Source organism: Flavobacterium sp. 9AF (assembly GCF_902506265.1).
Classification (GTDB): Bacteria; Bacteroidota; Bacteroidia; order Flavobacteriales; family Flavobacteriaceae; genus Flavobacterium.
Genome location: NZ_LR733556.1, coordinates 1,982,635 through 2,005,712, shown reverse-complemented (window position 1 = coordinate 2,005,712; position 23,078 = coordinate 1,982,635). Strand labels below are relative to the sequence as shown.

Genomic DNA, 23,078 nt, shown 5'->3' with positions numbered 1-23,078 from the left:
TTAAACTATAAAGAGAAGGATTCTCCACATCCGCAAGTTCTTTGCGCATTTGGATTATTGAACACAAATCCTTTTCCATTCAATCCTCCAGAAAATTCTAAAGTGGTTCCAATTAAGTAAAGAAAACTTTTTTTCTCTACAGCAACTTTTACATTGTTGTCTTCAAAAATTTTATCATTATCATTAGTTTCATGATCAAATTTTAATTCATAAGACAGGCCTGAACAACCTCCGCTTTTAACACCTACGCGCACATAGTCTTTGGTAGCATCAAAACCATCTTCTTTCATCATTTCGATGATTTTTTTACTAGCCGTATCAGATACTTTAATCATAACCTAGTTTATTTTGATTTTGTCTAAATTAACTGCAAATATAGTTCATATAATGCTTATTACAAGAATTCATAGCATTTTTATAATTTATAAATAGATAACTTTTATTTATATCTTACAGTTTACAAACTTTTTTGGCTAATTTTCTTAAATTGCAAAAAAAAATACTATGAATTTATACCCTATAGAAGCTGGTAATTTTAAATTAGACGGAGGAGCCATGTTTGGTGTCGTACCCAAAACAATTTGGAATAAAACGAACCCAGCAGACACTAATAATTTGATTGATATAGCAGCTCGATGTTTGTTAATTGAAGAAGGAAATCGTTTGATTTTGATTGATACAGGAATGGGTGATAAACAATCAGATAAATTCTTTGGGTATTATAATCTTTGGGGAAATCATTCCATTGACAAATCTCTCAAAGAAAAAGGCTTTCATAGAGATGATATTACGGATGTTTTTATGACACATCTTCATTTTGATCATTGTGGTGGAAGTGTTATTTGGAATAAAGATAGAACAGGTTATGAAATTGCTTTTAAAAATGCTAAATTTTGGACCAATGAAAATCATTGGGAATGGGCGACTCAACCAAACCCAAGAGAAAAAGCTTCTTTTTTAAAAGAAAATATTATTCCAATGCAAGAAAGTGGCCATTTACATTTTATTACAAGACCAGAAAATGGATTTGTTGAAAAAAGTGATTTGAACTTTGGTATCTTTTTTGCAGATGGTCATACTGAAAAACAAATGATTCCTATGATAAAATATAAAGAAAAAACAATTTGTTTTATGGCAGATTTATTGCCTACAGCTGGACATATTCCTTTACCTTATGTAACGGGATATGATACGAGGCCTTTGTTGTCAATGGATGAAAAAGATAATTTTCTTAAAAAAGCTGTTGCAGAAAATTTCTATTTATTTTTAGAACATGATGCCCATAATCCAATTATTACCTTGCAAAATACGGAGAAAGGAATCCGTCTAAAAGAAGTTTATACCTGTGAAGAAGTCTTAAAATAGTGTTAATCTATTAGTAGAATCTGATTATTATAACGGAATTTTGCCTAATACTAATTAAAATAAAAAATATAATATAAATGAGAAACCTTAAACCAATTTATTTATCAGCTACTCTTGCGCTTGCGCTTGCCAGTTGTGGAGGAGCTAAAACAATAGTTGCAACTTCACCTGTAAATATTGATGCTTTACCATTAAAAGTTACTCCTTTAGCTGAAAATGACTTGAAAAGATGGAGTCACTTAGATTTAGTTAAAGATACGGTACCTGGAATGAGCGTAGACAAAGCTTACGCAGAAGTTTTAAAAGGGAAAAAAAGTAATACTGTAATTGTAGGAATTGTAGACTCTGGAGTTGATATTCGTCATGAAGATTTAAAAGGTGTCATTTGGGTTAATTCAAAAGAAGTAGCAAATAATGGAAAGGATGATGATAACAATGGATATGTTGATGATATAAACGGATGGAATTTTTTAGGAGACAGTAATAATGAACAGTTAGAAATGACTCGCATTGTGAAACAAGGACCTGGAACTCCTGATTATGATAGAGCAAAGGCAGAATTAGAAAATGAAATTCAAACAGCTACACAAAGAAAACAATTTTATGAAAGTCTTTTAAATGCTTCTAAGCAATTACAAGATTATCTTAAAAAAGAAGATTTTACAGCTGAAGATTTAAAAGCGATGAAAACGGATGACCAAGCCTTGAATAATTATAAAGAATTTTTCTTGCAAAGAGTATTTCCAGAAGCTACACTTGCAGAATTTAAAAAAGAAGTAAAAGGAGGAATTGATCATTTTGTAGATCAATTAAATTATAATTTTAATGTAAATTTTGATGGACGTAGTATCGTGGGTGATAATCCAAATGATATTAATGACACAAAATATGGTAATAATAACGTAATTGGACCTAACCCAGAAGATGCAAAACACGGAACACATGTTGCTGGTATCGTAGCTCAAGTTAGAGGAAACAAAAAAGGAGGAGATGGTGTGGCTACTAATGTTAAAATTATGGCGGTAAGAGCTGTTCCCAATGGAGACGAATATGATAAAGATATCGCTTTAGGTATTCGTTATGCGGTAGATAATGGTGCAAAAGTAATTAATGGTTCCTTTGGAAAATATTACTCACCTCATAAAGACTGGGTTTTAGATGCTTTAAAATATGCCGCATCAAAAGATGTATTGGTTATTTTTGCCGCTGGTAACGATGCAAAAGATTTAGATGTAGAAAACAAATATCCAAGTGATTCTTACGATGGTGCTCCAGAGATTTCAAATAATGTTTTAATAATTGGTGCATTAGCTCCTACTTACAGTTCAAAAATGGTGGCTGATTTTTCTAACTATGGAAATAAAAATGTAGATATTTTTGCTCCTGGTGTTAAAATTTATGCAACAACACCTAATCAAAGTTATGAATATTTACAAGGAACATCAATGGCTTCTCCTAACGTTGCTGGTGTAGCGGCTTTAATTCGTTCTTATTATCCAAAATTATCTGCTGCACAAGTGAAACAGATTATTATGGATAGTGGAACTCCTTTAAAAAATGATATAGCATTAGGCGAAGATCAACATACAGCTAACTTTTCTTCAGCATCTAAATCTGGTAAAATAGTTAATGCTTATAATGCTTTATTAATGGCAGAACAAATGTCAAAATAAATAAAGTTTGATTAATACTAACAAAACCACAAAGAAAAACTTTTGTTTCCCTTTGTGGTTTTTAATTAAAATAGAATATGAAAAAAATGGCCCTATTAAGTTTGTTTTCATTTTTTGGTTTTAGCCAAAATAATCCTAATCCAGGATATTGGCAACAACACGTTGATTATAAAATGGATGTGGAAATGAATGTTAAGGAATTTACTTATAAAGGTTATCAAGAATTAATTTATACTAACAATTCTAGTGATACACTTTATAAGGTTTTTTATCATTTGTATCCCAATGCTTTTCAACCTGGAAGTGCTATGGATGCAAGATTGCAGACTATTTCTGATCCAGATGGTAGGATGGTGAAAACATTTAAGCAAGCAGATAAAGAGGTAAAAGAAAGTAGAATTAGCACTTTAAAACCGAATGAGATAGGTTTTTTAAATATTACTAATTTTAAACAAGAAGGAACTTTAGCAACAACCAAAGTTGTGGGTACAGTATTAGAAGTAATTTTAAACCAACCCATTTTACCTCATCAAAAAAGCACATTTACTTTAAATTTTGAAGGGCAAGTTCCATTACAAATTAGAAGATCTGGAAGAAATTCGGAAGAAGGTGTGGCTCTATCCATGACACAATGGTATCCTAAAATGGCCGAATACGATTTTGAAGGTTGGCATGCCGACCCTTATATTGGAAGAGAATTTCACGGAGTTTGGGGAAATTTTGATGTTAAAATTACCATTGATAAAGAATATACCATAGGTGGTTCAGGCTATTTGCAGAATAAAAATGAAATTGGTCACGGTTACCAAGATAAAGGAGTTGAGGTGAAACATCCAAAGAAAACAAAAACACTCACATGGCATTTTATGGCACCAAATGTGCATGACTTTGCTTGGGGAGCTGATAAAGAATATCTTCATGATATGATTTTAGGTCCAAATAACGTAGAATTGCATTTTTTCTACAAAAACAAACCTGAAAACTTAGAAAATTGGAAAAAACTACAACCTAAAACAGCAGAATTATTAGATTTTTATAATAAAAATGTAGGTCAATATCCTTATAAACAATATTCAGTAGTGCAAGGTGGTGATGGTGGAATGGAATATGCTATGTGTACACTTATTACTGGAAACAGAAGTTATGGTAGTTTAGTAGGCGTTACAGCTCATGAGTTTGCGCATTCTTGGTTCCAACATATTTTAGCCTCAAATGAGTCGAAACATGAATGGATGGATGAAGGCTTTACTTCTTTTATTTCAGATTTAGCTATGGAAACTGTATTACCTTCAAATAATGAAAAAGAAGAGAATCCATTTGAAAGTGCCTATAATAACTACCGTTATTTAGTGAAATCTGGAACAGAACAACCCTTATCTACCCATGCGGATCGATATGATTTTAATAAAAGTTATGGTATTGCTGCTTATAGTAAGGGAGAAATATTTTTATGTCAGTTAGGGTATGTGATTGGTGTTGAAAATCTGATGGCAACATTAAAAAGATATTATAATGATTATAAATTGACACATCCTACACCAAATGATATTAAAAGAAGTGCTGAAAAAGTTTCAGGTGCTAATCTGGATTGGTATTTGTTAGATTGGACGCAAACAACTAATACCATTGATTATGCTGTAAAAGAAGTAACCACAAGTAATGAAAAAACGAATATTACTTTGCAAAGAATTGGAAGAATGCCTATGCCAATAGATTTATTGGTTGTGTATGAAGATGGAACACAAGAAACTTATTATATCCCAAACACATTAATGCGTTGGGAAAAACCAAATCCTTATCCATTAGAAAGAACTATTTTGAAAGGATGGGATTGGGCAGAACCCACCTTTTCCTTTACTATTAAACCAAAATCAGTTATACAAGCAGTTGTTATAGACCCAAGTGGTTTAATGGCAGATGTTGATTTATCTAATAATGTATATGAAAAAGAATAATATATAAAAAAATTAAAAAGAAGCTGTCCAAAAAGTAATGATTTTTGTCAATCTGAATTTGATTCAGATTCTAAATTAAACGAATAATCAATATTTTAAGATTCTAAAATCGACGATTCAACGGAGTTAAATAAATTCAGAATCACACCTTTATAAACATTTTGGACAGCCTCTTTTTAATTCATTGAATTTATTCTTATACTTGCTTTTACTAAGGCAAGTGCTTTAATTTTTGACATTTCCACATCTTTATCTTGATGGTGTTTGTTTTGACTCACTAAACGAACATATCCTTGTAATTCAGATTTTTGAATATATTTTACTGTAATATATTCTTCCCCACTCATATCCATGCTTAATAGATACATTTCACCCCAAAAAATTTCATTTTTAATATCACTTACTTCTTTATATAAAACGATATCACCGCTTTTTAATAAAGGATACATACTGTCACCTGTAACATACACTGCACCGTCACATTTTGGTAATCTTGGAATAGAAATATAATCTAGTGGTGTTTGCGTAGTTCTGTCTTGAAATAATGGAACTAATCCGGCAACTGCTTCAATATCATATAATGGAATTTGTTGGGAATCTAAATTTTTATCTGTTCGTAAAGCAAAAGTGTCAATACTCTTATTAAGCATAAAGTCTTCATCTTGTTTAAACATTGTCCCTTCTCCAGTTAAAAGCCAAGTTGGGCTTAAATCGGTGTAGATAGATAAAATATTTTCTATTACATTGGAACCAATGCTTTTACCTTCTTTTACTGCTTTGGAAATACTGCCTCTTCCAGCACCTAAGCTGTTTTCAAAAGCATAATAACTAAATCCTTTTTGGTCTATATATTGACCTAATCTTTCTGAAACCATGGTAAATAGCGTTAAAGTTTTTACAAACTTACGAATATTTTCATTACAAAATAAAAATTACCTGATTTTTTTCGTTTACAATAAGATAGTATTCAGTCAAATATAAAATATTTAGATTTTTTTCTTTGTTTTATTTGTATAATAGAATATTTTCTTTTATATTTGCATTATAATTGATTATAAGCTTCAATTATTAAGAATATATTCTTTATTTAGAGGGTTGCGCAACCTAATAGAATTAATTTTTACCTAATTAAATATTAAAAATGAGTACACAAATTAAAAACACGCTCTTTCGTTTTGTAACCATGAGAGCTCCTGAGTCCTTAGAAAAGGATACTGTAAATAAATTTTTTGTAAAGCATCCTGAAATGGTTGAAATTACTGAAAATTATAATAGTGTCTTTCTTTCAGAATCACAAAGAACCATCGACGGGAAAAGAAATGTTCTGAAAAACGCTAGTGCTAACTTTGAAGATTTTGCTTTAGTAAAAAAAGAAGAATTGGTTGAAAACGATTTGGTATCACAAGAAATGTATAATTTTTCGATCTGGTTAACCAAAAATAGAAATCGTTTTACAATAGCTGAAATAAAAGCTAAAATTACTGAAAGTGAAAGTTTATTAAATGGGTTAGACCAAGAAACGTTGGTTGTTCTGTGGGATAATTTATTTTATCAGATGGTGCAATCTAAATCAAGTTATATTAGAGATACTATTTTATCTATTTTAGTGGCTAATTTCTTTCTTAAAAACTATCCTTTTATAGCTGTAGATGATTTAGAATCATTAAAAAAATTGGCTCAGGCTAGAGTTATTATGCCTAAAGAACTTTTTCAAAAAGAAGGAGTTTTGACTAAAGATCAATTAAAAAGACAAACCTTATCTGAGTTACCTATTACAACAAAGAGCTTAGATAAAGAAGTAGACTCAATAGTAAGCAATCAAAAAATTGAAAGGCTTAAAAAAGTTGCCGACGAATTAAAAACGGTTAAAGCAAAATACCTAAAAGAGAATCAAAAAGCATATAATTTAGCCCACCAAGACTATCAAGAAGAGGTACAATCTGCTTATGATAATGCTGAAAAAATTCAAAAAACATATATTGATCCGCAAACGAATCAAGAAAAGACAGTTACAGAATATGTAAACTTAGTTTTACCGTCTTTTGAGTTTACTAATTTGGATGAGTTAAACATGACGACAATTTCAAATAGTGTTACCCAAGAAACAGCATCATTAGTTGAAAGTTTAGTTTCAGTGCATAATTTTGAAACTTTTGACGAGATTAGTTCGTTTATTAATTCGGAAATAACTTCCCTAACAAATACCATTTTTACGAATAGCGATCTTAATCAATCATTAGTAAGTACAAATGGGGTAATGATTCCTGTTTCTTCTATTAATACAGATTCACCTAATTCCTTTTCGGTAACAGGCTTAGGCTTGGGTTATAATCCAACGATGTCGTTGCAAATTTTATTTAACCAAATACCTCATGTTTCCGATGTTGTTTCGGCTTCTTATAATATTGGTGGAGGAAAAGTTATACCTTCCACTTCATTATATGGAGAAACATTTGAAAGTAATATAGTTAATGGAAAATTAGCGGTTACTATTTTTACGGAAGGATTTACGATTACTCAGCAAGAAGAAGTTACGATTTCTGGTGAATTTGTTTTAACCAATGGAAACAAAGTTGTCTTTTCTGGTCAAATTAAAACAAGTACACCAGGTCTTAATAGTATTGGAAGTTATAATGTAAAAGGAAAAGGCACTTTTGAAATTGAGTTATTAGATGATAGTATTGATATTGGTAATGGTAATACTGGAAATGTAGTGGATTATATTCCTACAGGTTTTGGAATTAGTAGATTAGGAGTAGCCGATTACAGAAAAGTAGAACAGGAAGTATGTTGTTATGTGCCAGGTGAAGTTTCTCACATCGAAAATGTTATGGCTCGTGAATATAAAGAAAAAACGACCCGACGTTTAAGAAAAACAGAAGACACAACAACGACTAGTAATGAACAAGAAATTGAAAAATTGACAGATACTACTTCCACGGATCGTTTTGAAATGAACCAAGAAGTAAGTTCTCTTTTGGCTGAAGACACTCATCAGGGTAGTTTTGTTAACGCAGGTTTTAATTATAATGGCTTTTCATTAAGCGTAGGTGCTGATTTTGCTACCAATACTACAACTGAAGAATCAAATTCTCAAGCGGTAACTCATGCCAAAGAAATTACAGAAAGAGCTTTAGATCGAGTAGTAAAAAAGGTAAAAGAAGAACGTGTTTCAAAAATCATTGAAGAATTTTCAGAGGAAAACACACACGGTTTCGACAATAGAAAAGGAGATAATCATGTTTCTGGAGTATATCGATGGGTTGATAAAGTCTATAAGAATAAGGTAGTAAACTACGGCAAGCGATTGATGTATGAATTTATGATTCCTGAACCAGCAGCGTTTCATACATTAGCTACCCAAGATAAAATGGAATATGATTTATTACTTACTCCACCCATCGATCCAAGGGTTGGTTTTGATAGTTTAAAAAGCTTAAATATAGATGATACCTTTGAAAGCAGGTATAAAAAATGGGTAGAAAAATACAATGTTGAAATACCTGAAAAACCAAAAAACAGCATTACTGTTGGAGTGTCAATTTCCGCTACACATGATGGAAGCAGTATTGGTTTCCATGAAGGAGCTGCTGGAAAAGAAAAGATTATTATACCTGAAGGATATGAATCTGTTAATGGGAATTTAATTTACAATAGTTCAAGTGACAACGATAGTAAAGTTTATTCTGGAATGATGGTTTCTGTTGGAAATTTCAATAATGTAATGACAGCAACAAGTAGCCTTCAAAAAAATATTTCTTTTGTATTATTAGGATATAAAAACGAAGTTCCTGTTTCATTTACTATGGCAAACCATTTTCATGGTAATATTAACGCTAGTGTTACTTGTGAATTGACAGATGAAGCAAAAGAAAAATGGAGGCTAAAAACTTTTAATGCAATTATTAAAGCCTATGAAGAAAAACTAAACGTTTATAACGAACAATTGGCTAACTTGAAATTGGAACAAAAAGAAAAAGTAAGAACTAATCCAGGTTTTTATCGTCAAATTGAAAACATGGTGTTGCGTAAAAACTGTATCGAGTATTTAATTAGTCATGAAGCTTTAGGTAAAGATTCTTTGTTAACAGGAACAAATCTTCAAAGCATGAGAGTAAATTATAATTCTCCCGCTTTAGAAACCTATGTCGCTAAAGTAAAATTCTTTGAACAAGCTTTTGAATGGAATCTAATGAGTTATTATTTCTATCCTTTCTATTGGGCTAAAAAAGACAAATGGAAAGATCTATATAATATTAATGATATTGATGATCCTACATTTAAAGCCTTCTTACAAAGTGGTATGGCTCGCGTTATTTTAACAGTAAGACCTGGTTTTGAAGAGGTTGTTAACTGGTATATGGCAACAGGTCAAATATGGAATGGCGGACAAGTACCTACTATGGATGACGAATTATTTGTCTCAATTATCGAGGAGTTACGCAACCCTGAAGGGGAAGTAGAAGAAACTTGGGAAAGTAGAGTGCCTACTTCTTTAACGCTCATTCAAGCGGGAAGTATTGGTTTAAATGTACAAGGATTACCATGCAATTCAGATTGTGGAGATCATTTGTTATTTGATTCTGATATGAATCCTATTGTGCAAACCAATGCCGCAATAGGCGATACAGAACCAGCAGATGAACCACAACCAGCACCAGAACCAGCTGATGTCTAAAACAATGAAATACTAATCTCAAACCCCAACCATTCGTTGGGGTTTTTAAACGAATGTATAATGAGAGCAATAGAATATGGGCTGCAACTGTATGGTGGCTATTCTTTAAAAGATACCGAAACAAACATCTTTGTTTTTAATGATGAAATCAATGTTGTAAAAGATACGGAAACAAATCAAAACATACCGCAAGAAGATTATGTATTTATGGAAATTGAGATTGAAAATCAGTTGGAATTAAAGAAAGACGGTTTGATTATGAGCCAAACAGAATTTGATTACATAAAAGATTCTGGAATAACTGATATAGAAAAAGTAATTTCCAATATACAATTTTCATACTATGAAAATGGCGTCTTAACGGATGTGTATCAAATAAACAATCACTATTTTATACAATTGCCTATAGATATTACGGGTATTATATTAAATGCTGAAGAACAAATACTTTTTGGAAAAAACAAAAAAACAAAACCAGCTAAACCTACTTTAAATACCATTTTAAAAGACAAAAAAATGGCTGTGGTATTATTTGTTTCAGCAGATGGTGCACAAATGGAAAGAGCCTATCAATCCATTGATACTGTATATGAAAATGAAATTGTGCTTTTTATAGAGAAAAAAGAAGGAGTAAATACTTTTGGTTCTGTAGTGCGAGTAAAAACAGGAAGTAATATTACCAGTTTAGGTATGTTTCCTTATAAGGACTTGAGCAAAATAGTGAAGATTTATAATACAGACATTGGTTCCGATTCTTTTGAAGAAATTTTAAAAGAGCATATTGAAGATAAAAGCGAAAAAGTGTATCTAGTAAAAGATATTTTCTTAGGCTTTTTTGATAAAGTAACCAGTTTTGGAACAGATTTAACTCTTGAAGCTTTACAACTAGTAGCTGAAGAATTTGCAAAAGGAATAAATCTACTTAAAATTGATGATAAAAGGTGGAAATATTATAATGAAGATGGAACTGTTACAGAAAACCCCGATTTGTTTTTACCTGGATTAAGTCTTATAAAGCAAGCCCAAATAAAAAGTAATGAAAACAATGAATTGAGTACAAGCAAACTCAATGCATTAGCCATTGCTCATATTGATGAATTGGAAAAGCTGTTGAAAAATAAAGTAAAAGAGAACCAAAAAGGAAATGCAAAGGAAAGTTTTACCAAAGAAAAAGCCTTTAAAAAAATTATAAATTTAGTTTTAGAGGCTTTAGCCAATGCTAAAAAGTTTCTAAAAAACCCATTAGGAAAAGGACTAGAAATAGTAGAAGATGCTTTTGTACTATACAATGCTTACATAGTAGGTCTAATCAACGGACTGGTAGAAGCGGTAAAGGGAATATTTGATCTAATAGCTCTTATTTGCAAAGGCTTAATAGCTTTAAGAGAAACGGGAAGAGAAGTTTCAAAAAACAGCATCACTTATTTAAGTTTGTTCTTTGAAATGCTTGAAAACCAGCTCGAAGCTTCTATCAATTTATTCAGTAAAGAAAACCTAACTGCTATTTTTGATTTTTTTAAAAAATGTTTGTTATTTAGTTTAACATTACCTTCTCACCTTTTAAATTGGCTTACCGATGACAACAAACTCATAACGATAGATAAAATAGGGTATTATTTGGGCTATATCATTGGTATAATTATTGAAATGGTTTTAGAAATTTTAGCCACTGGTGGAGTAAGTACCGTAGTTGAAGCCATAGAACAACTTGGAAAAAGTTTTGCCGATCTTTTTAAAGGAATTATAGCAACATTTAGCAAAGTAGCAAAAAACGGAAAGGCTTTTATAGTAGATAATTTTATTGCTATATTTGCTTTCATAAGACAAAAATCTAAAAACCTAAAACCGTTATTAGATGATTTCTTTAAGTTCATTGAAAATGTTTTTGCTAGAGCGAAAGACTTTTTAGCTACTTTCCCAAAAGCGGTTAGAGATACCTTTCAAAAATTTGGTGTTGAAATTAGAGAAGTTCCTAAAAGTCCAGCTTTATTTACAGGCATTCCTGTAAAAGTAAGTGATGATGTTTATGCACTGATAAAAGATGGTAAAGAAATTTTTAGAGGCACAAAAAAAGAAGTGGAAGCTATAGCTGATAAGCTAAAAGGAATGGGCGATGATGTGGCTGAAAAGTATTTAGATGAATTAAATCAATTGACTAATATAACCAAGAAATTAAAATTAGCTTGTAAATATGATTTTAGAAAAGGTTTATCTTATTTTTTTGAAGGAAAAGAAATTGGGTCAGCTAATATTACAAAAAATGGTTTTATCGCTTTTGATATAAATATTCCAAAAAATTTTCAAAAGAAAGGATTTGGCACTCAAATAATAAATGAAAGCATAGCTTTTTTTAAAAATAAAAAAATTGATATTAATGGGATTCAAGCTAGGTGGTTAAGCCATTCAAAATATGAAAATGGTATTTCAATTAATTTAAGCGAATTTAAAAAAAATTTCATAGATAGAAATTTAAGTTTAGATAAAGCTGCTTTTGAGACACCTACTGGAAAAATTGCAAATAATTTAGGATTTAAAAGAGTATCGTTTGATGATTGGGACATCTTAGATTTAGGGAATAATAAACCTGCTGATATTTATTGGATTGAATTAAAATTTAAATAATAAAAACATGAAAAAGTTGTATACATTAGACAATAAAAACATAACTGTTTATAGTGAATTTGATATTAAATTCAGTGATTTCTTATCTTTTTTAAAAGAAGCAGATTTAAAGCTTCATAATTTATTTTATACAAATGAAAATTTTAATTTAGAAGTAAATAAATTTAAAAATATATATTCTACTTTTTTAAAGTATTGGTTAAAAGATAATTTTAATTTTAATCAAAATCTTTCAACAGAAACTTTACAAAATTTAATAGATAAAGTTTCTACAACTGATGTTCAATTTTCTGAATTATTTGCTTATTTTAAATTATACAAAAAAATAGTTAATACAGAGAATAGATTATATATAACTTATTTCACCTAAATATTTGTTTTCTGATGAAACAACTTTGCTTATCCAATTAATATATAGTTCTTCGTTTTCTAAAATAAAATCGGTTTCGTAATTAAAACTAATCATTGTTTTTAAAATATTCTTGTACTTTTTGATTATAATTTTGCTGCAAAGGTAAACTTTGTCTATTTAATATCTCAATACTATTTAAATAATCTTTCAATTCTTTAGATAATTCTTTTTCAGTTCCAGTATAATTGTTTTTATTAGTGTTAGATTTTCTCTTATTATCTTCTCCTTGTTGCTGTATAGCATTCTCAAGTTTTAATAACTCATGTTTTAAATTAAGCATTTTATTTAAGGTTTCGTTTTTAAAACCTTTATTGATTAATTGTTTTTCTATGTCTTTCATTTGTTGAAGAGCATTTTGTCCCAATCCAGACATTCCTTCTTTTTCTAAAGCCTTCTGTAAAGCATCCCGTAGCTTTTGTTGCTCTTTGATAATTTCTAAAACTTTTCCAGTATTCCCTTCTGTTCCATTATCACCTTCAGCTTCATTGTTTTGATTACTACCTGATTTGTTTCCTTTTTCTCCTTTTCCATTTTTATCACCTGCATTTTCTCCTTCTTTTCCATTTTTATTTTCACCCGATTTATTGCCTTCTTTTTCACCTGATTTCATTCCTTCCTTCATTTTTTCTCCTAGGTTTCCTTGTTGCTGAATAATATCCGGTAATTGCATACCTTGTCCTTTACCTTTTTTGGGTTGACCTGAACCACTAGATTGCATCTGCATTTGCATTTGATCTCTTACATTACTTAAGAAATCAGCCAACTTATTTGCACTAGTCAAAATATATTGTTGATGAGAAGTACCTTTGTAAATATTGTTATCAGCTAATAATTCTAGTGATTTATCAAGATTATAATGTATCTCGCCTACTTCATTTAAGATAGTTTCCGTGATTTTTGGATTACGTAAAGAAACAGCAAACAAACTATCATCTATATGCTTGAATTGATTTTTTAAATCTTGCTGTTCTTTTAAAATTTTATTAAATTGAATGGATTTAATTTCAACTTTTTTGCTTTGCTTTAATAAAGATTCTTCATCAAAAGAGAAGGAGAGAAGGTTATCTAAAATTTGTCTTAATAGTTTTGCATCTTCCTCCATTTGCTCACTTTCGCTTCCTTGCATAGACATAGCCATTTGTTTACCCATTTGTTTCATTTTAGAACCAGCATTCTTTTGGTTTTTTCCAGCGTTTTTACTGTCATTTTTTTGTAAATTATCTTCTGCTTTATTTAAATCATTTTGAATATCTTGCTGTTCATTTTTATCATTTGGAATATCTAGTGGGGATTTTAAATCATTATTTTCTTTCTCTAGTTCATTTAGTTCTTTCTTAATATCTTCAAATTGCTGGGTTAATTTATTTTGTTTGTCTAAATTATTATCTTTACTTTCAGCTAATTTTTCTTCTTTATCACCCAATTCGTTTAGTTTTTGTGCTATTTGTTCTGTTTTTTTCTCAACATAAAAACGCTTGGTTAATTCTACCAATTGTTCTAAATTCTTAGATTGTGTCTTGCTATTTTGCTTTAACTTATCTGCTTTATCAAACAATTTATCTTTTTCTAATTTTTTTGAAAGCTCTTCTAATTCTTGTAAAAGTTTTTCATTTTCTTTAGATTGCTTTTCTGTTTCTTCAAGTCTTCTAATTAACTCTTCTTTTTTTTCATCGACTTTCTCAGGATTAAATTCTTCTAAATTTTCAGATAATTTTTTTGTAAAATCTTTCATCATTTCGTCTTGCTTTTTTTGACGATTAATAAAATCTTCTATTTTTTTCTGATCTTTAAAGTCTAAATTATCTTTTTGCTTATTCACTTTTTGCAGTTTATCCAACTCATTCATCTGCTTATCTTGATTTTGTAAAGATTTTTCTAGACTATTTATGTTCTCATTTTGCTCTTTTAAAAGTGATTCATTTTGCTCCATAGCAGTAAGTTCATAATGTTTAAAAACACTAGACTTAGAAGATTTATGGTTGTTATTTAAATCATTGTCATAAACTTCAAAATAATACTCATAGTCAAAACCGCTCTCTATGACTAAACCATCTGGGAAAGAATACAGAAAACGATCTACAGTGGAATGATTAATAGAAAGTGTTTTTTTTAGTAAAAGGTTTGGTTGATTTTTTTTATAGTAAACCAAATCTAAACGGTATAAACCATAGTCATCTGAAACTTGACCAACTAACAAATTCTTTTCAGTTTTTAAACTGTCAGGAGCTAATTGAACACTAATTTGAGGATATTGATCTTTAATAATTGAAATGCTATAATTTAATTTATCATAATCCCCAAAAGCAGAATTTGACGTCACTATAGCATAATCTAAAGAATTATTTACTTTAGAACGATAAGTATAAAGGTTATCCTTTTTAAGAAAAGGATTTTTTTTAGTACCAAATATGAAATCTATATTTGATGTATTTAAAGCGTTAATTTGCCAATTGATTATGGTACCTTCTGGAACTATAGCATTACCTGAACCATCAATAATTTCTGGACTTTTGTTAACATAACTAGGATAATTTAATATCATTCTAAAACTAGAAATCGCAGGTACATCTATCACTTTAATTGTAAATTCTTCTGTAGCTATTCCATTGGATTCAATATAAAAAGAAGTATTAGAAACGATATTCTTTAGAGTATAAATAAATTTTCCGGCACCATGCTCTTCTAAAAAGTAGGTTTCATTACCGATAATTATAGAAACATTTTCCGGTTTTACTTTACCAATAGTTCTTACTACTAAAGTAAAATCTCTATTTTGTTCAACGGTAAAATTTGAGTTTTCAATTACAAATTGAAATGGGGCAGGAGGAGAGTAATGTGTTTGGTAATGAACTACTCTATTAAAACTAGAAGTTATAATATTAGAATTACCAGAAATGAAAAAGATCAATAATAATAGACAAGGAATCAAAGCATAGGGTAAAAACTTTTTGTTTTTAGAATAAGAAATTGCATTTACAAATGGAATGGGTTGTAGTTTATTTGCCTTTTGCTCAATAGAAGCTAAAAGCAATTCAGATGTATTGTTTTGAGAAGACAGTTGAAGAAAATTTAATAATGAATCTTTTACCTCTACAAAATGGTTTCCTATTATTCTAGAAGCATAGTCATAACTTATACCATTATTTAGTTTTGTTAATTTGAATAATGGAAATAAAATGAATCGAAACAATAAAAAAACTTCAACAAGAATAAATAACCAAAATAAAAATGTCCTTCCATTGGTAGATAACCATAGAAAATATTCAATTAAAAAAGTAAAAATGAAATATAAAAGTCCAAAACCTATAAAAAGTATAGTTCCTTTAATTAATTCATTCCAATAGTACTTCTTTATAAATGCTTCTAATTTCTGATATATTATTGACTTGTTTTCCATAAACAAACATTAGCTTTTAACCCATAAAAGTACAATTTTATTGAATATGAAAGAGATAAAAAAAAGTTAAGAATATAAATACATGAAAATCTAAATAATTTCTAGTCATGGTATATAATTGTATCTTTGCTAAAGATTTTAAATAAAAGAAAATACTTAAATATGTCTAAACCCGTTAGAGTAAGATTTGCTCCAAGCCCAACAGGACCATTACACATTGGTGGTGTAAGAACTGCTTTGTTTAATTATTTATTTGCTAAAAAACATAGTGGTACATTCTATATACGAATTGAAGATACTGATCAAACAAGATTTGTATCGGAAGCTGAAGCATATATTTTTGAAGCATTAGAATGGTTAGGAATTGCCCCAGATGAAACGATAGGAAAAAATGAAAAATTTGGTCCATATAGACAGAGTGAGAGAAAATCAATCTATAAACAATATGCAGATACCTTAGTAAAAAATGGTTGGGCTTACTATGCTTTTGATACACCTGAAAAATTAGATGAACTCAGAAAAGAAGCAGAAGCAAGTAAAAATACATTTACCTATAATCATACTGTAAGAGAAAAATTAGATACTTCGCTTAATTTAAGCCAAGAAAAAATAGAAGAAAGAATTGCAAATGGTGAACATTTTGTAATTCGTTTTAAAACACCTGTTAATCAAATATTAGAAATAGAAGATATTATTCGAGGAAAAGTTAAGTTTGATACTAATTTATTAGATGATAAAGTATTGTTTAAAAGTGATGGTATGCCAACGTATCATTTAGCAAATATTGTAGATGATCATCTGATGGAAACTTCACATGTTATTCGTGGTGAAGAATGGTTACCAAGTGTTCCTTTACATTATTTATTATATCAAGCCTTTGGTTGGGAAGCACCAGAATTTGCTCATTTACCACTAATTTTAAAACCTGTTGGTAACGGAAAATTATCGAAAAGAGATGGAGATAAAATGGGATTTCCTGTATTTCCATTAGAGTGGAAAACTTCAGAAGGAACATGTATGGGTTACAGAGAAAATGGCTTTTTTCCAGAAGCTGTGATTAACTTTTTAGCACTTTTAGGATGGAATGATGGCACTGAACAGGAAATTTTTTCTTTAGAAGAATTGGTTGAAAAGTTTGATTTGAAAAGAATTCACAAAGCAGGAGCGAAATTTGATCCCGATAAAAATAAGTGGTTCAATCATCAATATTTACAAAAGAAAGAGGATACGGAACTAGCTGTTATGTTTGAAAAGGAATTAGCAAAGAAAAATATTTCGACTCCGTTCGGTATGACAAAAGAAAAATTGACAAAAATTGTTTCCTTAGTTAAAGACAGAGCACATTTTGTAACTGAATTATATGATTTATCAGATTACTTTTTTGAAGCTCCAAGTACCTATGATGAAAAGGCAACTAAAAATTGGAAAGAAGAAACCACAGTTTTAATGCTAAAAGTGATTGAAGAATTGGAAAAAATTACAGATTTTACTTCAGTAACTATTGAAACGATTTTAAAAGAATGGATGACAACAAATGAAATTGGAATGGGGAAAGTAATGCAACCTTTACGATTAAGCGTAGTAGGTGCTTTAAAAGGACCACATTTATTCGATATTATTGAAATGATTGGAAAAGAAGAAACGATTCAGAGGATAAAAAAAGCAATTGATACTTTATAAAACGAAAAACCCAGCATTTAGCTGGGTTTTTTATTAGTTAAAACTTTTTCTTTTTTCTTCTAGGTTGATAAAATAAGCTTCAAGTGCCTTAGCAAAATAAGCTGATTCTGCACCACTTTGGTACATTTTTTCATTTAAACGATCCTTAACATAAAATCTTTTTGCAGTTACAGATGATTGCATACCATCACTATACAATGCTGTTGAAGTACTACCGTCAGTATAATCAAAAATATATTTATAAACTTCTCTATCTGCATAAGTTCCAGCATAAAAATCTTTAGCTTCAACAAAAATATATTTACCAAAATAATTATTTTGTACAGCCTTCAATACATATTTATCATAACTTTTTCTTCCTCTCAGCATTACTAATAAAATAGTATCATCTTTGCCAAAATCAGGTGGAATAGCATTATTTTCTTCTGAAAATTTTTCTTTCAATTTGGGGACTTCAATCGCTTTTCCAACAAAACAAGATTGAAGAAACAAACAACAAAAAAATAAATATAAGATCTGTTTCATAAATTGTATAAATTAAAAAAAGCCAAATGTAATACATTTGGCTTTAAATTATTTATTAAAAATTTTTTAAAACTATAAATAAATCGTAATCATTCCGCTTAAAATACCATAATTGGCTTTAAATTTTTGATTGCCATTGAGCGTTTTTAAATCGTCTTTTTTATTCAAATTATTCATAAAATTATTGATACCATATTGGTAAGCAACATGCAAACGCACATTTTCGATACCAGCTGTAATACCAGCATAAATGTTTCCATTAATTTTAGTAACGTCAACAATATCATTTGCTGTTAACAAAGGACTGTCTTTAAGTAATTTTAATTTGTCTTTTTCATCAATACTTAATTTACCATTTACTTGTAGAACAGGACCAATTTCTAAGCTTAAATGGTGTTCAATAACCATATAACTTCCAGTTAAAAAAACCTGAACACCAGATAATTTGTATTTAATATCATCTTGACCTACTAATGGCTCTAATGAAAAGTTGCTCTCCGTAAAATGCATACCGAAAGCCATTTGCCAATCATTATAATAATTACCTCTTAGGGAAAAACCAGCGGTCCAACCTAATTCTGGCTTTGCATTAAATTGATCGGAAAATAAACTCATTTGCGTAATACCACCTGAAAGACCAATACGATTACTATCTCTTTTGCCGTATTGAGCCGTTGCAGAAAGTGAAATAAAAATAGTTAATAAGCAGATTATTTTTTTCATGTTATAAATTTTTTGATAAAAATAAGGTTATAAAATAAAAGATGTAACTTTTTTCGATAAAAAGCGTATAATAACTATAAACCAATTAAATAAACCATTATGCCAATTTTTTTAATCGTTGTAATCGTACTAGGATTATTTGTTCTATTAAGTTCATTTTTTACAGTTAAACAACAAACTGCTGTAATTGTAGAACGTTTTGGTCGCTTTAATAGCATAAGAAATTCTGGGTTACAACTTAAAATCCCAATTTTTGATCGTATTGCTGGAAGAGTAAATCTTCGTATTCAACAATTGGACGTTATTATTGAAACAAAAACCAAAGACAACGTATTCGTAAAATTAAAAGTTTCAGTTCAATTTAAAGTTATACAAGAAAAAGTATATGAAGCTTTTTATAAATTAGAATATCCGCACGATCAAATTACTTCTTATGTTTTTGACGTTGTACGTGCTGAAGTGCCAAAGTTAAAATTGGATGATGTATTTGAAAGAAAAGATGATATTGCTATTGCTGTAAAAAGAGAGTTGAATGAAGCGATGTCTACTTATGGATATGATATTATCAATACTTTAATTACCGATATTGATCCAGACATTCAAGTTAAAAATGCGATGAATAGAATTAATGCTGCAGATCGCGAAAAAACCGCAGCTGAATATGAAGCTGAAGCGGGAAGAATTAGAATTGTAGCCAAAGCGAAAGCAGAAGCAGAAAGTAAAAGATTACAAGGTCAAGGTATTGCCGATCAAAGAAGAGAAATTGCTCGTGGATTAGTAGAATCTGTTGACGTGTTGAATAGAGTAGGTATCAATTCACAAGAAGCATCGGCATTAATTGTTGTTACCCAACATTATGATACTTTACAAGCCATTGGAGCAGATACCAATAGTAATTTGATTTTGTTACCAAATTCGCCACAAGCAGGAAGTGAAATGTTAAATAATATGGTGGCTAGTTTTACAGCAAGTAATCAAGTAGGGGAAGCCATGAAAAAAGCAAATAGTACCAAAAGAAAAGATTCTGGTAAAAAAGATATTTTTGGAGGTACAGAAGAAGATGATTCTAAAGAATAAATTTAATTTTTAAAGACTACTTTATCAAGTAGTCTTTTTTTTGCTACTTATTTTAAAATATAATGTCTAAAATAACAAAAAAACAAAATAAAGCGATTATAGCAATTTTTAGATGGCGTACTATAAAATCATATTACTAAAATTTAAAAATGTCTTAAATTAAAAATATAAAAGCCGATTTATTAATATAAAATCTATTATTTTTTATTAATTTATAAGTTAAATTTATAATTAATAAAATCTATAATTTTTAAAAAAAATATTGATATTATATATAAATAAAAAAAGCTAGTTGATGAACTAGCTTTTTTAATAAAATTTATTATTAGAAAAATTATTGTACACTTACTTTTGCCCAAGTGTCTCTTAAGCCTACTGTTTTATTAAAAACTAATTTTTCGGTTGAAGAATCTTTATCCACACAAAAATAACCCAAACGTTGGAATTGAAAATGTTCTAATTCTTTAGCCGTTTCTAAACTTGGTTCTAAATAACCTGTGATAACCTCTAAAGAATTTGGATTTATATATTCTTTAAAATCAACTTCTTTATTTCCATCTGGATTTTCATGCGTAAATAAACGATCATACACTCTAATTTCCGCTTGAATTGCATGTGGAATAGATACCCAATGTATTGTACCTTTTACTTTTCTTTTACTAGCTTCTGAACCACTTCCTGATTTAGAATCAACATCATAAGTACAATGAATTTCAGTAATATTCCCATCAGCATCTTTTACAACTGATTCTCCTTTAATGATATACGCATTTTTCAAACGCACTTCTGTACCTAAAGATAATCTAAAGAATTTTTTATGTGCTTCTTCTTGAAAATCTTCTCTCTCAATATATAATTCTTTGGAAAAAGGTACTTTTCTATATGTCATTACTTCTTCTTCTGGATTATTTTCAGCTTCTAACCATTCTTCTTTTCCTTCTGGATAATTGGTAATTACCAATTTAACAGGATCTAAAACTGCCATTACACGTGGTGCCACTTTATTTAAATCTTCTCTCACACAGAAATCTAACAAAGAAACATCTATTAAATTTTCTCTTTTGGCAATACCAATTGTTTTCGCAAAATTACGAATAGCAGTAGCCGTAATTCCTCTTCTTCTCATTCCCGAAATGGTACTCATACGAGGATCATCCCAACCTGTAACGTGACCTTCTGTAACTAATTGCAATAATTTTCTTTTAGAAACAACTGTATGCGATAGATTTCTACGTGCAAATTCTCTTTGTTTAGGTCTTACCTTAGATGCATCATAAATCTGGTTTAAAAACCAATCGTAAAGCTCTCTATGAGGTAAAAACTCTAAGGTACAGAAAGAATGTGATACTTGTTCTAAATAATCGCTTTCACCATGTGCCCAATCATACATTGGGTAGATACACCAATCATTACCCGTTCTATGATGATGTGCATGCATAATTCTATAAATAATAGGATCACGCATCAACATATTATTCGCATTCATCGAAATTTTAGCTCTTAAAACGTGCGTTCCTTTTTCAAATTCACCTTGCTTCATACGTTCAAATAAATCTAAATTTTCTTCTATTGAACGATTTCTATAAGGAGAATCAGTACCAGAAGTCGTAGGAGTACCTTTTTGAATAGCCATTTCTTCTGAAGTTTGGCTATCAACATACGCTTTATCTTTTTTAATTAACTCTACTGCCCAATCATATAATTGTTGGAAATAATCCGATGCATAACATTCTTTATCCCATTGATAACCAAGCCATTCAACATCTCTTTTAATTGCATCTACAAATTCCTGTTCTTCTTTTGAAGGATTGGTATCGTCAAAACGAAGGTTAACAGGTGCTTTATAATCAATTCCTAAACCAAAATTCAAACAAATAGCACTAGCATGACCCACATGCAAATAGCCATTTGGTTCTGGTGGAAAACGAAAACGTAATTTATCTTGAGGGAGACCATTTTTTAAATCTTCTTCAATAATTTGTTCAATAAAATTTAATGATTTTTCTTCCGTTGACATAATAATTTTCAATGTTTTGACAAAGATAGAAAATGTTTCAAGTTTCAAGTTTAAAAGTTTCAGGTTTTATGTAACTTTGAATAAAGAAAACAACTTGAAACCAAAAAAACCTCAAACTTGAAACCAAAAATTATGGGAATTATTATTTTACAAAATATACGCACCTATTCATATCATGGCTGTTTATTAGAAGAAGGAAAAATTGGTAGTGATTATAAAGTAGATTTGAAAATTAAAACTAACTTAAAGAAATCAGCACAAACGGATGAATTACATGATACAGTAGATTATGTAGATTTAAATCGAATTGTAATTGAAGAAATGTCGATTCGAGCCAAACTCTTAGAACATGTAGCTCAACGAATTATTGATAGAATATTAATTGAAATACAAACAGTTACAAAAGTAAAAGTAGCAGTTTCTAAACTTAATCCACCAATTGGAGGTGATGTAGAAGCAGTAACTATAGTAATGAAACAAAAAAGATAATTCTTTAAAAAACAGGAAAATAGCATCAAAGTAAGAAATTATTGGATTTTGTTTTTTGAATATTGAAATTTTTATAGTTATATTTGCACTCCTAACAAAAGGCGTCGTGGCCGAGCGGCTAGGCACCGGTCTGCAAAACCGTCTACTCCGGTTCGAATCCGGACGATGCCTCAAAAACCTTCAAGTTTACTTGGAGGTTTTTTTTTTAGTTATTTTTTAGAAAAAATTAAGTAATATTATATTCGAATTTGGACGATGCCTTTGGAAGAGTTACTAGAAATAAGGAATTTGTTATAGTTATATTTTAAAAAATAAGTAAAAAAACAGTCATAACATTAAAAATAAATATAATTCATTCCTTAAAAAGAAAGTTTTTTTGATAGTTCTTTACAAACCAAATTATCATTTCTCTACGATATTCTCCTTTCTTTAAAATATATTCGCCATTTGGATAAATTATTATAT

At 29.6% G+C, this 23,078-nt stretch carries 15 protein-coding genes and 1 tRNA gene; 10 read left to right on the top strand and 6 right to left on the bottom strand.

Annotated elements, in window-relative coordinates:
• Positions 1-5 precede the first annotated feature (5 nt).
• Positions 6-335, bottom strand: coding sequence for an iron-sulfur cluster assembly accessory protein (locus HALO113_RS09105; RefSeq protein WP_159778728.1), 330 nt, complete (start codon positions 333-335; stop codon positions 6-8).
• Between the two features lie 169 nt (positions 336-504).
• Here HALO113_RS09105 and HALO113_RS09100 point away from each other — a divergent pair, with 169 nt between their 5' ends.
• The 3 genes from HALO113_RS09100 to HALO113_RS09090 all read left to right on the top strand — a co-directional run bounded on the left by HALO113_RS09100 (position 505) and on the right by HALO113_RS09090 (position 4,993).
• Positions 505-1,365: an MBL fold metallo-hydrolase gene (locus HALO113_RS09100; protein WP_159778727.1), complete on the top strand. Its 861-nt coding sequence runs from the start codon at positions 505-507 to the stop codon at positions 1,363-1,365.
• 77 nt (positions 1,366-1,442) lie between these two features.
• Positions 1,443-3,038 carry a S8 family peptidase gene (locus HALO113_RS09095; RefSeq protein ID WP_159778726.1) on the top strand — a complete coding sequence of 532 codons (1,596 nt, stop codon included), beginning with the start codon at positions 1,443-1,445 and terminating at the stop codon, positions 3,036-3,038.
• Between the two features lie 77 nt (positions 3,039-3,115).
• Positions 3,116-4,993 carry a M1 family metallopeptidase gene (locus HALO113_RS09090; protein WP_159778725.1) on the top strand — a complete coding sequence of 626 codons (1,878 nt, stop codon included), beginning with the start codon at positions 3,116-3,118 and terminating at the stop codon, positions 4,991-4,993.
• A gap of 176 nt (positions 4,994-5,169) precedes the next feature.
• On the opposite strand, the gene HALO113_RS09085 is transcribed toward HALO113_RS09090, so the two are convergent.
• Entirely contained in the window at positions 5,170-5,868 is a 699-nt protein-coding gene (locus HALO113_RS09085) for a helix-turn-helix transcriptional regulator (protein WP_159778724.1), read from the bottom strand.
• Positions 5,869-6,134: 266 nt separating this feature from the next.
• Here HALO113_RS09085 and HALO113_RS09080 point away from each other — a divergent pair, with 266 nt between their 5' ends.
• The 3 genes from HALO113_RS09080 to HALO113_RS09070 are packed head-to-tail and all read left to right on the top strand — an operon-like array spanning position 6,135 to position 12,663.
• The gene (locus HALO113_RS09080) at positions 6,135-9,671 is read left to right on the top strand and encodes a hypothetical protein (protein ID WP_159778723.1); all 3,537 of its coding nucleotides are present in this window, start codon (positions 6,135-6,137) and stop codon (positions 9,669-9,671) included.
• Between the two features lie 60 nt (positions 9,672-9,731).
• A complete protein-coding gene (locus tag HALO113_RS09075) occupies positions 9,732-12,293 on the top strand; it encodes a hypothetical protein (RefSeq protein ID WP_159778722.1) in 2,562 nt (853 codons plus the stop codon).
• 7 nt (positions 12,294-12,300) lie between these two features.
• Positions 12,301-12,663, top strand: a complete 363-nt coding sequence (locus HALO113_RS09070; protein ID WP_159778721.1) for a hypothetical protein — start codon at positions 12,301-12,303, stop codon at positions 12,661-12,663.
• 88 nt (positions 12,664-12,751) lie between these two features.
• Here the strand turns inward: HALO113_RS09070 and HALO113_RS09065 are convergent, their stop codons facing one another.
• Positions 12,752-16,102, bottom strand: a complete 3,351-nt coding sequence (locus tag HALO113_RS09065; protein ID WP_159778720.1) for a DUF4175 family protein — start codon at positions 16,100-16,102, stop codon at positions 12,752-12,754.
• A 162-nt stretch (positions 16,103-16,264) separates the two neighbouring features.
• On the opposite strand from HALO113_RS09065, the gene gltX reads away from it, so the two are divergent.
• A complete protein-coding gene (gene gltX / locus HALO113_RS09060; protein WP_159778719.1) occupies positions 16,265-17,782 on the top strand; it encodes a glutamate--tRNA ligase in 1,518 nt (505 codons plus the stop codon).
• A gap of 33 nt (positions 17,783-17,815) precedes the next feature.
• Here the strand turns inward: gltX and HALO113_RS09055 are convergent, their stop codons facing one another.
• A complete protein-coding gene (locus HALO113_RS09055) occupies positions 17,816-18,307 on the bottom strand; it encodes a hypothetical protein (protein WP_159778718.1) in 492 nt (163 codons plus the stop codon).
• A gap of 72 nt (positions 18,308-18,379) precedes the next feature.
• Entirely contained in the window at positions 18,380-19,030 is a 651-nt protein-coding gene (locus HALO113_RS09050) for a PorT family protein (RefSeq protein ID WP_159778717.1), read from the bottom strand.
• A gap of 99 nt (positions 19,031-19,129) precedes the next feature.
• Here HALO113_RS09050 and HALO113_RS09045 point away from each other — a divergent pair, with 99 nt between their 5' ends.
• Positions 19,130-20,107: an SPFH domain-containing protein gene (locus HALO113_RS09045; RefSeq protein WP_159778716.1), complete on the top strand. Its 978-nt coding sequence runs from the start codon at positions 19,130-19,132 to the stop codon at positions 20,105-20,107.
• 334 nt (positions 20,108-20,441) lie between these two features.
• On the opposite strand, the gene HALO113_RS09040 is transcribed toward HALO113_RS09045, so the two are convergent.
• Complete coding sequence (locus tag HALO113_RS09040; RefSeq protein ID WP_159778715.1) at positions 20,442-22,124, bottom strand: glutamine--tRNA ligase/YqeY domain fusion protein; 1,683 nt, start codon at positions 22,122-22,124, stop codon at positions 20,442-20,444.
• Positions 22,125-22,256: 132 nt separating this feature from the next.
• Between HALO113_RS09040 and folB the strand changes: the two genes are divergently transcribed.
• Positions 22,257-22,613 (top strand): dihydroneopterin aldolase, encoded by a 357-nt coding sequence (gene folB / locus HALO113_RS09035; protein ID WP_159779587.1) that lies wholly within the window; start codon positions 22,257-22,259, stop codon positions 22,611-22,613.
• 100 nt (positions 22,614-22,713) lie between these two features.
• A tRNA-Cys gene (locus HALO113_RS09030) sits at positions 22,714-22,784 on the top strand.
• Positions 22,785-23,078 lie beyond the last annotated feature (294 nt).